Raw genomic sequence first — 12,558 nt, forward strand, 5'->3', positions numbered from 1 at the left:
AGTGTTTCTCAGCCTTGGCCGCTAGGCGACCAGTTGCCCTTAAGATGGGGCCAGCAAATGAGAATTCAAGCATTGCGCCAGGCTTAATCTGTGAGCAAAAAGTGAGCGCGCGCCCTTGCAATAGGCTCATCGGGCGATTCCTGCCACGCGGTAACACCCATATTGACCAATTTTCGACCTTGACGAACAATTTCGCAGCTAACCCGCGTGTCACGCAACTTACCGGCGCGGATATAGTCGATGGAAAAGTCGACAATTTTAGGGAGTTTCAAGGTGTCCATGGCCATTAACAAATGCAGTGCCGCTGCCATCTCCATAAAACCGCCTATAGCACCACCATGGAGCGCTGGCAGCGTAGGATTCCCAATGTTACCCGGGCTGGCGGGCAGCAGAAAACACAGCGTCTCTGCGCTCTGATCTACCGTCATACCCAGCAACTTGGCGTAGGGAATAGCATCGGTGATCAAGTTCACCTGGCCACTGGCGCGGGCCTCCCGCACAAGATCGGCAAAATAGCCCTGTTGACTCATGACTCAGCTCCGAAACTGTCAATAACCGCACGAAATTGTTGCGCCACCTGCGCTGCGATGGCCTTATCTAGACGAGAAAAATTGGCAACACAGTAAGCAACGGGCTTGTTTTTATCATCGTGATAGGCCACGCCTCGCGTAAAGATGACATGCTCCGTTACCTTATAGACCTCGCCTTCGGCATAGAGTGTCTTTCCAGGCGTGGCTGGTCGCATATAGTCGATGCGTAAATCCATGGTTGGACAAAGCTCGGGCTCTTCAAGCGCCGTGCAGGTGGCAAACCCGCAACAGGTATCGAGCATTGTGGTCAACACGCCGCCATGAATAACACCGGTATCCGGGTTTCCCACAAGGTGCTCGCCCCAAGGCAGCTTAACTCTGACGCTACCATCGCCTACAGCGTCTATCCCTAAGCCCAATTGATGAAAATGGTCGCCCTTGTTAAATGAAACCATAAACTCAAACAACTGCTTGGCTTTTTCAAAACTAATTCCTGACTTAAGCATGTACACCCCGAAACCTTCAAACGCTCGTTTAAGCATTATAGAACTAAGCGACTAAGCATCACTAGCCTTGCTAAATCCAACCACAAATGCCGCCTTAGACGAAAGTCGAACAATACACCTTGTCGATAAATTAGGTAGACTGCAAAAAAATAACGAAAACAGGCTCTTATGAATAGTCAGTTGGTGCTGTTACTGGCGTTTGTCTATGCTGGCTTGCTGTTTTTAGTGGCCTGGAAAGCCGAGCGCTTAACGCAGATTTCGCCAAAAGTTAAAGCCCTGATGTATGCCCTGTCTCTCGCCGTTTACTGCTCTTCGTGGACTTTTTTCGCGGCAGTCGGTTTAGCCGCAGAGAGCGGCTGGGATTATATGCCCATCTACCTCGGCCCCATCCTACTCTTTGTATTGGGCTGGCCCTTCCTGCGCAAGCTGTCAGTAATAAGCCAACGCAATCGAGTCACGTCCATCGCCGACTTTATCGGCTCACGCTACGGTAAACACCAGCTGCTCGCCTCCGTGGTGACCTTATTGGCCGTTATTGGCACCCTGCCCTATATTGCGCTCCAGCTAAAAGCCGTCAGCCTGGCCTGGCAAACCGTCGACGCTCAATTGCCTTCAGCGACCGCCGAGTTACAAGCGAGCAATAGCTTAATAGCCGCCATGATTATGATCTGGTTTGCCATCTTGTTTGGCACCAGAACGCTGGACGGCCCGCACCGCCATCAAGGCTTGATCTCGGCTATCGGGGTCGAATCATTGGTAAAATTGCTATCGTTTATCCTAGTGGCTTGGCTGGCCTTTGAAGTTCTCATGGACGCAAATTCAGCCAGCGCTAAACAACTTTCAGGGGTCAACTCAGCGCTCAAACAACTACCCAATATAGATGCTAATTTTTTAACCCAGACGCTGCTTGCGCTTGCCGCCATTATTTGTCTACCCAGACAATTTCACCTCACCTTTGTCGAGCACCACAGTAGCCAAGGCTTGCGCACAGCACGCTGGCTATTACCATTATATTTAATGATCTTCAGTGTGCTGGTCGTGCCCATTGCGTTGGCCGGCCAAAGCCTATTTGATTTACAGAGCGTTGCCGGTGACACCATCGTTTTGCGACTTCCCCTCGCGCAAGACTCTCCCACCATTACCGCCTTAGCATTTCTCGGCGGCATCTCCGCAGCAACCGGTATGGTTGTGGTCGCGGTCATCACGCTTTCAATTATGATCTCAAACGAACTGGTCGTGCCTTTATGGTTGCGCTTTGGCTCCAACCGACAATTCAGAGCTGAACAGCTTGGTCAAAACTTACGCAATGTTCGACGCTTAGCCATCGCCATCGTCTTAATGCTCGGCTGGCTATTGGAACAGCATTTATCGGCAGACAATTCCTTGCCCTCTATTGGTTTAATTGCCTTTGCATCCGCAGCCCAGTTATTGCCCTCTTTAGTTGCCGCTTTATACTGGCAGCGCGGGCACCGCAACGGCGTGCTCGCTGGGCTATTGGGCGGCGCAGGCATTTGGTTTTACTGTCTATTATTACCGGCTTTGCTAGGCGCAGAGCACCCGTTGGTGACCGAGGGGCCAGGTCAGATATCATGGCTTATGCCGACCAAGCTATTTGGCTTTGATAGTGTCGATCCACTTACACAAGGGGTGTTTTGGAGCTTGCTGATCAACTGCCTACTTTTTTACGTCGTTTCCTTCTTAAGCCGCTTCAACGCACTCGATATTCGCCAAGCCAATGCCTTTACTCAGCTGCACCGACGCTTCAATTATGCTCAACAAGATTTCGAACTAAGTGGCATTGAGATTCGGCAATTGCAGCGGGTTATCACACCATTGATGGGTGAACAGCGCAGCCTAGCGCTCTGGCGAGAATTTGAACAACGACTGAGTCATCGATTATTGCCGCACGATAAAGCGCCACGCTTTATTCTGGCCAAAGTCGAGTCGGCATTGGCCGCCATTATTGGCGCCGTTTCAGCACACAGAGCCATGGAGCTATTGCGCAAACAACAACCGTTACTGTTGGAAGATCTGGTCAACCTTGTGGGTGGGACCTCTAAACAAGTGCAGTTCAGTCAAGAGTTATTGCAGACCACACTGGAAACTATTCCACAGGGCGTGAGCGTGGTGGGGTCGCAGTTGCAACTGGTGGCATGGAACAAACGCTACGAAGAAATGTTTAATTATCCGCCGCGCTTATTGTACGTCGGCTGTCCCATCTCGCGGGTTTACGAATTCAACGCGGCACGCGGTATTTTTGCCCAGGCGGACGACGATTTAGATGCGGCGATTAAACGCCGGCTTAACTGGCTAAAAGAGGGGAAAAATTATCGTTTAGAAAGGCGCCTCCCCAATCATACCGTGATAGAGATCAGAGGGATTCCTTTGGCCAACGGTGGCTACGTCACCACCTACACCGATATCTCAGAGTACCGACGAGTACAGGAAGAATTAGAGCAATCGAAAGGCCAGCTCGAAAGTCGAGTCGCCGAGCGCACCACAGAACTGATCGAATCGAATCAATCACTGCAGCGGGAAAATCAACTGCGCGCCAAACTTGAAAAAGAACTTAGCGCTGTACATGCCAGCAAGACTCGATTTCTCGCCGCTGCAAGTCACGACATGGCTCAGCCTATTAATGCAGCGCGACTATTTGTAGCCGCATTAGCGCAAAAAGCGGAAAAGCGCGGCGATGAAGAATTACTAACCGATACCCGTCACATCGGTGATGCGTTGGCATCAACAGAAACCTTAATCGACTCTCTGCGAGAAATTTCTCGATTAGACAGCGGTAAACTTTCACCTAAGCGCGAGCACTTTTCTGCTTCAAGCTTGCTCTCGCCTTTAGCCCGTGAGTTCAGCGCCATCGCGCGGGAAAAAGGCTTGATTTTTCGCTGGAGAGATACGCGCTGCTGGCTTTATTCAGACCCACAACTGCTAAGGCGTATCGTCCAGAACTTCCTATCCAACGCCATCAACTACACCCGCGCGGAAAATAATAACGCAAAAACAAATAAAATTTTATTCGGCTGCCGTCGTCAAAATGGCCATCTATGGCTCGAAGTATGGGATACCGGCACAGGGATCGCACAGGAAGATCAGCAGCGCATATTTAACGAGTTTGAGCGTGTTCAAGGGGCATCTGGAGATACCGGCAATGGTTTAGGTTTAGGTCTCTCCATCGCCCAGCGTATGGCACATCAGCTCGGGCATAGCTTAGAGCTACGCTCAACTCTGGCACAAGGCTCAATGTTTCGTATTGCGGTGCCACTGGGCAACGAGACACTACACAACATTAAACCATCAAATCAAGCCAGTGAACTGACCGGGCTAAAGGTCTTGTGTATTGATAACGAACCACAAATACGCTCAGGCCTACTCGCGCTTTTGACTCAGTGGGATTGCCAAGTCGTCACTGCCGCAGACCTAGGTTCGGCCCTCATTCAGTGGCGTTTTCCTCAAGCACCCGACTTGGTATTGGCAGATTTTCATTTGGACAATCGAGAAAACGGCTTGGACCTTTTACAAGCACTTAGCTTACATTGGCAAACACATTTAGCCGGCCTTATTATTAGCGCAGATAACAGTGACGACCTTCGAGCGAAAGTTAACGATGCGGGCTACAGCTTGCTGACCAAACCTGTGCAACCCGCTTCCTTGCGAGCAGCGATGCGTAACTTACTTAAAAAAACTTAACAGAAATAGCGAAACGTTAAGATTTAACATCCAATTGCTGCAGCGCTAGCACCGCTTGTGTACGTGAGCTAACACCGAGTTTTCGGTAAATCTCTGTGGCGTGTGCCTTTACTGTTGCTTCAGTAACGGACATTTCATAGGCGATTTGTTTATTCAGCAGACCTTGGCCAATTAGGTTTGATACCCTAAATTGCTGCGGTGTTAAGGTGGCCAATATATCCGCCACCGCAACCTCATTATCGGTATCTATTTCAACCGGCGAAAAATCAGCGGGCACCCATTGACCACCGTTTAAAATATCCGTTACCGCCGTGCTGATCTCCTCCAGTGAACAACTTTTGGGAATAAAACCTGCTGCGCCATGGCGCAAGGCACGGGTCATAACCTCGGGCGTTGCATCGGCGGAAACCATGACGACCGGAATTAACGGATAGCAGGCGCAGATATGGATCAAGGATGAGAAACCCTGAGCGCCAGGCATATGTAAATCCAATAGTACTAAAGATACCGCCTGATTATGACTTAATAGCTGTTGCAATCCATCAACCGTGTCGGCTTGCAATATCACCGCACGGTCAAATCGAGCCGTCACGGCTTGCGCCAGCGCAGTGCGAAACAGGGGGTGATCATCGGCAATAATAAAGGTGTGTGACGTTGGAACTGAAATCATAGTGTCCGCTTTTATGTTTTTTTCAGACAGGCATAAAGCTAAAACAATCTTAGCCTTTAGTCTATGTAGACATTGGTCGATATTAGACCAATCGCTAATAGAATACGCAAGCCCCGAGTCTTATGGTCGATGCTGAGCATTCACTATAAAAAGGGGGATACACCCATGCTAGCAAAGAGCGTTTCACGAAAGTCACTCATCGCACTCGCCATTGCCCCAGCGCTGCTGGGCCTAACGGCCTTGCAAGCTCAAGCCCAAACCGATGTCAGCCAAAAAGTATCGGCACTCGAAGCCCAGTTAAATCAGCTCAAAGCTGATCTCGCGAAGGAAAAAGAAACGACTACCACCAAAGGCGTAGAAACCAAAAGAGGCACTCGCTTTCAGTTTGGCGGTTTCATTAAATTAGATGCCATGTATTCAGATTACTCCGATGGCGATCGCGCCACCGCCAGCATCGGCGACGACTTCTACATTCCATCAACAGTACCTATTGGCGGCGACAGCGGCAGTAAATTTGATATGCATGCCAAGCAATCGCGCTTCAATGTGAAATCCACTACTGATACCGATGCTGGCCAAGTTAACGGTTTACTGGAAATCGACTTTCAGTTAAGCGGGCAAGGCGATGAACGCATCAGTAACTCCTACGCTCCACGGGTCCGCCACGCCTACCTGAGCTGGGATTACTCCGATAGCGCCAGCTTACTCGCGGGTCAAACCTGGTCAACACTGTTTAATGTCAGTGCACTACCGAATACGGTCGACTTCGTTGGCCCCGCTGGCACCATCTTCGTCCGCCAAGCCCAACTGCGCTGGAGCACGAAATTAAGCGGTGGCAACGCTCTGCACTTTGCCTTAGAAAATCCTTCCACTGGGCTAAACGGTGGCAGCAATAACTACGACAACAATGACATGCCGGACGTCGCTGTTCGCTTTGATGGTAAAGCTAATAGTTTTACCTACAGCCTTGCCGGCATCGGGCGCGAAATCCATTACAAAGACACCATCGGCGGCCAAGCCATGGATGAGAGCGAGTTTGGCTATGCGCTGAGTGGCTCGGCGGTGTGGAAGTTTGGTGCTGACGATTTAAAAATCATGCTCAACTACGGCAATGCGCTAGGGCGTTATATGGGGCTTCAGTCTTATCGCGACGGCTCTATCGACTCCGACGGCTCAATTGAACTGAATGATCAACTAGGTGGTTTTATCGCCTACAAACACGCATGGAACGATCGGTGGCGCTCAAGTCTGGTGTTATCGGCTAGCCGCTCAGACAACCCTGATTTCGTCGCGGCCAGCACGCCCAGTGAATACCAAAGTGCACACGTTAATCTGATTTATTCACCTGCGCCTGCAATCAATCTGGGGGCCGAAATTATCTACGGTGAAAAAACCATTGAAAGCGATGACAGCGGCAGCCTGAATCGTTTGCAATTTATGGCGATGTATAGCTTTTAGCGCTCGGATCAGGGTTAGACCAATGTCCAATGGTTTAACCCTGCACGCCGTTAGATGATCATCAAGACAATAACAATCGAGGTAATGACAATGGCCTTTAAATCGAAAGACGATCAAGTCGCTTATTGGAAAGAGAATGTACGGCTGATGCTTATTTTGCTCGCTGTCTGGTTTTCCGTTTCCTTTGTCTGCGGAATTTTACTGGTAGATGTACTCGATCAGTTCAGGTTCTTCGGCTTTAAGCTGGGCTTCTGGTTCGCCCAACAAGGTTCCATCTACACATTTGTGCTGCTTATTTTTGTTTATGTAAACCTCATGAACAAATTAGACCGCAAATATCACGTTCATGAAGACTAGGAGCCGATAATGGATATTCAAACTTGGACTTTTCTCATCGTCGGCGTTTCTTTTGCGCTGTACATCGGTATCGCCATTTGGGCTCGCGCTGGCTCCACTCAGGAGTTTTATGTGGCTGGTGGCGGGGTTCACCCTGTTGCCAACGGCATGGCTACTGCTGCGGACTGGATGAGTGCGGCGTCGTTCATTTCGATGGCCGGACTCATCTCCTTTATGGGCTATGACGGTGGCGTTTATTTAATGGGCTGGACTGGCGGTTACGTATTACTGGCCTTGTGTTTGGCGCCCTATTTGCGCAAATTTGGCAAATTTACGGTGCCCGACTTTATCGGCGATCGCTACTACTCACAAACAGCCAGAACCGTCGCTGTTATCTGCGCGATTTTCGTATCATTTACCTACGTCGCAGGGCAAATGCGCGGTGTTGGTGTTGTGTTCTCGCGCTTTTTGGAAGTCGATATTACCACCGGCGTCGTCATCGGTATGGCTGTCGTGTTCTTTTATGCCGTGCTCGGAGGGATGAAAGGCATAACCTATACCCAAGTGGCACAATACTGTGTGCTGATCTTTGCCTACATGGTACCGGCCGTTTTTATCTCAATGATGATGACCGGTCACGTCTTTCCGCAATTGGGCTTCGGTGCTGAACTGACGGCAGAACCCGGCACCTATTTGCTTGATAAGCTGGATGGGCTCAGTCAAGAACTTGGTTTCGCTGCCTATACTGACGGCACCAAAAGCACCATTGACGTATTTTTCATCACCGCGGCGCTGATGGTCGGCACGGCGGGCTTGCCCCACGTTATCGTTCGCTTTTTCACGGTACCCAAAGTGCGCGATGCGCGTAAGTCTGCAGGTTGGGCTTTGCTGTTTATCGCCATTTTGTACACCACGGCACCAGCGGTGGCGGGCTTTGCTCGGGTCAATATGATTGAAACCATTAACGGTAGCGATAACCAAGGTACGCTTTATACCGAGGCACCTAGCTGGATTACCAACTGGCAACAAACAGGCTTAATTAGCTGGACCGACAATAACGACGATGGCCGGATGTTCTACTCCAATGATGAGCGCAATGAAATGAAAGTTGACCGCGATATCATGGTGCTAGCCAACCCTGAGATCGCCAACCTTCCCGCCTGGGTGATTGCGTTAGTGGCCGCTGGTGGTATTGCTGCAGCATTGTCTACCTCAGCGGGCTTGCTTCTGGTGATATCCACCTCCGTTTCGCACGATTTATTGAAACGTAACTTGATGCCACAGATCACCGACAAGCAGGAGTTGCTCTACGCCCGCTTAGCTGCAGGAGTAGGAATTGTGATCGCCGGTTACCTTGGTATTCACCCGCCAGGCTTCGTCGCACAAGTGGTTGCTTTCGCGTTCGGATTGGCAGCGTCGAGTTTCTTCCCCGCCATCATCCTCGGTATTTTCTACAAGAAGATGAACAAGGAAGGTGCAATTGCAGGCATGGTCTGCGGCATTCTATTCACCGCCGCCTACATCATTTACTTCAAGTTCATTAACCCAAGCGCCAACGTACCCGCCAACTGGCTATTTGGCGTGTCACCAGAAGGGATCGGTACGGTAGGCATGATCATCAACTTTGTGGTCGCTCTCGCGGTTAACAAGATGACCTCTGATGCGCCTGAAGACATTCAGGATTTGGTGGAGTCAATTCGCTACCCTAAGGGTGCCGGTGACGCTGTGAGCCACTGATTAATCCATGTTCTGCCCACTAGTTTAGGCTCCTTCGGGAGCCTTTTTTATGACAGGATTGGTTGCTTAAAGTCACTTATAAAGGCCTGAGCACAGCAACACTTGATTGTCATAGCTTGGGTATTTGTACATGGCACTAAACAGCGCTATTTGCCATACTTAACGGCGAATAAAAACAACCGAAACAGGAACCCCTACTACCTTGAAAACGCTACTGCTCGCTTTTTTTATGATCAGCCCCATCGCCCAAGCGCAAAACTTTCAGGCTAGCGAAGAAAAGGCGCAATTGGTGGAGCTATTCACGTCTCAGGGCTGTAGCAGCTGCCCAAACGCCGAGCGCTGGTTGAATAACTTTAAAAACGATCCCGAGCTATGGGTGACTGTGTTTCCCATAGCTTGGCATGTCGATTACTGGGACTCTCTGGGTTGGGTCGATAAGTTTTCTAGCACCGAAGCAAACCATCGACAGTACCGCTATCACCACCGGAAAGTCACATCGGGTGTTTACACACCACAGGTCGTCATCAATGGAGTTGAATGGCGCGCGTTAGTCACACAAATGAAACCTGAGCTACCAGAAACACCAGTCGCCAACCAACCAATGCTCAGTTTACAGATTGACGGCAATCGCTTTACGGCACAGAGTGAGCTCGAAAATACCGTTCTCAACCTAGCTTTAATCGGCATGGATTTTAGCATCAAAATCAAACGCGGAGAAAATTCAGGCCGGATACTGGAGGAACAGTTTGTCATGTTGGGTTTTGTACAATATGCGCAACAAGATTTGCATTGGGCAGGTGAACTTCCCTCAAGTAAAGACGGCATACCCCCTCAAGCCGTTATCGCCTGGATTACAGAACCTGGCAACAGCACACCGTTAAGTATCACTGGCGGCCTGCTTGCACCAAGGACGGACGTCAACCCTCACCCCTAGTTTTAACACCGATGTCCGTCAAGATTAGCGATCAGCTATTCACATTTAGTTGATTTGCAACAAACACCTAGGGCCACACAATTGATATAACGTATTAATTCGTACAATGCGGCCAATGACAATGAATGACAGCAGCCCAGAAATCAGCGCGGTAATCGAGTTTCTAAAACAGTGCCTCCCCTATAACGAATTGGACCCAAATCAACTTCAATTCGCCGCCAGTCATATGGATGTGGCCTACCTACGGGCCGGCAGCCACATTAAACCCGACTTTAGTGCGCGTAACATACGTATTTTACGCTCCGGTGCAGTGGAGCTCCGCTCCGGCGCCAATCAGCTACTCGATCGGCTAGGTGAAAAAGAAAATTTCAACTTATGTAATTTAGCGGCGGAAGAGCCAGACATCTCCGCGCAGGTTATTGAAGACAGCCTTATTTATTTACTCGACAACAAATACCACGCTCAACTGCGCCAGCAAAACAGAAACTTCGATCGCTTTTTTCACAGCCAGCGCAACCGGCGCTTGCGTCGAGCCGTGATGCTTACACCCGCCAACAACTTGCTAATGGGCCCTATCAGCGCACTCATGAGCCATAAAGTAATTGCAGTCGACCCAACCGTCAGCGTTAAAAAAGCGGCCGAAGTGATGCTCGACAACCGTGTTTCTTCAGTCATGATCTGCGCGCAGGAAAAACTGTTAGGAATAGTGACAGACAGAGATCTTCGCTGCCGTTTCGTTGCGAAAGGCCTAGACTACCTAACCCCGATAAATGCGGTCATGACCGAGCAACCGCTCAGCATAGATAGAGATGCAACACTGTTTGATGCCATGTTGCTAATGAGTGAACATGGGATTCATCATTTACCCGTAGTAGAGGCCACAATACCTGGCAGTGCCTCCACAGCATCAGGGTATAAACCTTGCGGCATGCTCACCATGAGCGACATGATACGCAACCGCGAGCAGGACCCGGTTTATTTGGTACAATTTATTCACAAACAAACCTCACTCGCTGGTTTACAACGAGCAGCCGCCACCCTGCCTAACCTTCTGAGCCAATGGAACGACTCTGGTGTGCGCGCCTACCAATTGGGTCAAATTTTTACCAGTGTCTCGGATGCGATAACACGTAGGCTTATTCAAATCGCAGAACTCGAGCTAGGGCCCCCGCCAGCGCCCTTCGCCTGGTTAGGTTTTGGCTCACAAGGACGCGCGGAGCAAGCGATTGGCGGCGATCAAGATAATGCCTTAGTGTATAGCGACGAGGCACCGGCATCTGCAGACGCCTATTTTTCCAAACTGGCACAGCTGGTTTGCGACGGTCTCAACAGTTGCGGTTATGTTTATTGCCCAGGCGGGATCATGGCCACCACCGATGAGTGGCGGCAACCGATTAGCCGGTGGCAACAACGGGTGTCCAGCTGGACTGATGAACCGACCTTAGACGCCGTCATGCGGGTCAGCATATTTTTCGATATTCGCGCTATTTATGGCGAAAAAGCACTAGCAACACAACTGCAAAATCACATGCTAAAGGTGGCGCAAAAAAATGATATTTTTTTAGCTGCGCTAGCGCGCAACGCCGCCACCCATCGCCCTCCTCTCGGTTTTTTTAGACGCTTTGTACTTGAACGCAATGGTGAACATGCACGCCAATTAGACCTAAAACACCGTGGCATTATTCCTATAGTCGACATGGCGCGAGTCTATGCGTTGGCCCATGGCTGCGCAGCGGTGAACACGCGCGAACGACTTAAAGCCCTAGCCGACATGCAGGCGCTCACCCTCGCCGATAGTAGAAATTTACTCGATGCGCTCGAATATATATTAAGCCTGAGGTTACAAAACCAGGCAAAGCAACTCAGCAATCACCAAGCCACCACTAACTATATCGACCCCGCTACATTGCCAGAAATGCAACGAGAACAGCTGCGCGATGCCTTTACCGCCGTAGACGACGCACAAGAAGCATTAATTTTAAAGTTTGGGCGAGGACTCAGTGCATGAACTGCATCAGCTACCACTGGCTAAACTGGCAAAGAAATGCTGCAAACTCCAAAACCTTGGAGCCAGTTTTCAATCAATTTTTATCTTGTAATTTACCGGCAAGAGGCACCGATTGGCGCGATGTTGAATTCATTGCCGTTGATCTAGAAACCACTGGGTTAAACCCTCTAGCCCACGAGATTGCCAGCGCAGGGTGGGTTGTCATCAAGCGAGGCGTCATCAAATTACATAGCGCGAAACATAAGCTAATTAAAACTCAAATGGGCGTAGGCAACAGTGCCACAATACACAACATCACCGATACCGACACAACCAAAGGTCTACCATTAAAAGACGTATTAACTGAACTTATACAAGACTGCACAGGTAAGGTACTGTTATTTCACAATGCCTGTTTAGACATGGGCTTTATTAACAACGCTTGCCTTCGACACTTTGATAGCCAATTAATAACCCCATTTATCGACACCTTACAGTTAGAAAAAGACAAGGTGTTGCAGCATTCAGACGTCATTGGCCCCGGCAGCTTGCGACTTCACGCCTGTCGCTCTCGCTATGGTTTACCCAATGCACCGGCACACAATGCCTTAGAGGATGCTTTAGCCACCGCCGAGTTATTTCTTGCTTGGGCAGCGCACCGAGCGGGTGCCGACAATTTGGCATGGGACGAGGCAATCTAACGA

The 12,558-nt window shown here is 49.9% G+C and carries 10 protein-coding genes; 7 read left to right on the forward strand and 3 right to left on the reverse strand.

Annotated elements, in window-relative coordinates:
- Positions 1-83: 83 nt before the first annotated feature.
- Together ACGHTT_RS10320 and ACGHTT_RS10325 are read right to left on the reverse strand one after the other, a co-directional pair.
- Positions 84-530: a PaaI family thioesterase gene (locus ACGHTT_RS10320; protein WP_390590397.1), complete on the reverse strand. Its 447-nt coding sequence runs from the start codon at positions 528-530 to the stop codon at positions 84-86.
- Positions 527-1,036 carry a PaaI family thioesterase gene (locus ACGHTT_RS10325; RefSeq protein WP_390590398.1) on the reverse strand — a complete coding sequence of 170 codons (510 nt, stop codon included), beginning with the start codon at positions 1,034-1,036 and terminating at the stop codon, positions 527-529. Before ACGHTT_RS10325 ends, ACGHTT_RS10320 begins: the two co-directional genes overlap by 4 nt.
- Positions 1,037-1,204: 168 nt before the next feature.
- Here ACGHTT_RS10325 and ACGHTT_RS10330 point away from each other — a divergent pair, with 168 nt between their 5' ends.
- Complete coding sequence (locus ACGHTT_RS10330; protein WP_390590399.1) at positions 1,205-4,732, forward strand: PAS-domain containing protein; 3,528 nt, start codon at positions 1,205-1,207, stop codon at positions 4,730-4,732.
- 16 nt (positions 4,733-4,748) lie between these two features.
- Here the strand turns inward: ACGHTT_RS10330 and ACGHTT_RS10335 are convergent, their stop codons facing one another.
- Complete coding sequence (locus tag ACGHTT_RS10335; RefSeq protein ID WP_390590400.1) at positions 4,749-5,402, reverse strand: response regulator; 654 nt, start codon at positions 5,400-5,402, stop codon at positions 4,749-4,751.
- Positions 5,403-5,567: 165 nt separating this feature from the next.
- Here ACGHTT_RS10335 and ACGHTT_RS10340 point away from each other — a divergent pair, with 165 nt between their 5' ends.
- From ACGHTT_RS10340 to ACGHTT_RS10365, 6 genes are all read left to right on the forward strand, one after another.
- Positions 5,568-6,860 carry a DcaP family trimeric outer membrane transporter gene (locus ACGHTT_RS10340; RefSeq protein WP_390590401.1) on the forward strand — a complete coding sequence of 431 codons (1,293 nt, stop codon included), beginning with the start codon at positions 5,568-5,570 and terminating at the stop codon, positions 6,858-6,860.
- Between the two features lie 90 nt (positions 6,861-6,950).
- Positions 6,951-7,217 carry a DUF4212 domain-containing protein gene (locus tag ACGHTT_RS10345; RefSeq protein WP_390590402.1) on the forward strand — a complete coding sequence of 89 codons (267 nt, stop codon included), beginning with the start codon at positions 6,951-6,953 and terminating at the stop codon, positions 7,215-7,217.
- Positions 7,218-7,226: 9 nt separating this feature from the next.
- Positions 7,227-8,933, forward strand: a complete 1,707-nt coding sequence (locus ACGHTT_RS10350; RefSeq protein WP_390590403.1) for a sodium:solute symporter family protein — start codon at positions 7,227-7,229, stop codon at positions 8,931-8,933.
- Positions 8,934-9,135: 202 nt separating this feature from the next.
- Positions 9,136-9,867: a DUF1223 domain-containing protein gene (locus ACGHTT_RS10355; RefSeq protein ID WP_390590404.1), complete on the forward strand. Its 732-nt coding sequence runs from the start codon at positions 9,136-9,138 to the stop codon at positions 9,865-9,867.
- A gap of 121 nt (positions 9,868-9,988) precedes the next feature.
- A complete protein-coding gene (locus tag ACGHTT_RS10360; protein ID WP_390590405.1) occupies positions 9,989-11,875 on the forward strand; it encodes a putative nucleotidyltransferase substrate binding domain-containing protein in 1,887 nt (628 codons plus the stop codon).
- Positions 11,872-12,555 (forward strand): exonuclease domain-containing protein, encoded by a 684-nt coding sequence (locus tag ACGHTT_RS10365; RefSeq protein WP_390590406.1) that lies wholly within the window; start codon positions 11,872-11,874, stop codon positions 12,553-12,555. The genes ACGHTT_RS10360 and ACGHTT_RS10365 overlap by 4 nt, the downstream gene beginning before the upstream one ends.
- Positions 12,556-12,558: the final 3 nt, after the last annotated feature.

It is taken from the genome of Simiduia litorea (genome assembly GCF_042853465.1).
Lineage (GTDB): Bacteria > Pseudomonadota > Gammaproteobacteria > Pseudomonadales > Cellvibrionaceae > Simiduia > Simiduia litorea.

Coding starts and splice junctions, on each gene's coding strand:
- ACGHTT_RS10360 (WP_390590405.1), top strand. CDS start 9,989: ATGAATGACAGCAGCCCAGAAATCAGCGCGGTAATCGAGTTTCTAAAA.
- ACGHTT_RS10335 (WP_390590400.1), bottom strand. CDS start 5,402: ATGATTTCAGTTCCAACGTCACACACCTTTATTATTGCCGATGATCAC.
- ACGHTT_RS10330 (WP_390590399.1), top strand. CDS start 1,205: ATGAATAGTCAGTTGGTGCTGTTACTGGCGTTTGTCTATGCTGGCTTG.
- ACGHTT_RS10340 (WP_390590401.1), top strand. CDS start 5,568: ATGCTAGCAAAGAGCGTTTCACGAAAGTCACTCATCGCACTCGCCATT.
- ACGHTT_RS10320 (WP_390590397.1), bottom strand. CDS start 530: ATGAGTCAACAGGGCTATTTTGCCGATCTTGTGCGGGAGGCCCGCGCC.
- ACGHTT_RS10350 (WP_390590403.1), top strand. CDS start 7,227: ATGGATATTCAAACTTGGACTTTTCTCATCGTCGGCGTTTCTTTTGCG.
- ACGHTT_RS10345 (WP_390590402.1), top strand. CDS start 6,951: ATGGCCTTTAAATCGAAAGACGATCAAGTCGCTTATTGGAAAGAGAAT.
- ACGHTT_RS10365 (WP_390590406.1), top strand. CDS start 11,872: ATGAACTGCATCAGCTACCACTGGCTAAACTGGCAAAGAAATGCTGCA.
- ACGHTT_RS10325 (WP_390590398.1), bottom strand. CDS start 1,036: ATGCTTAAGTCAGGAATTAGTTTTGAAAAAGCCAAGCAGTTGTTTGAG.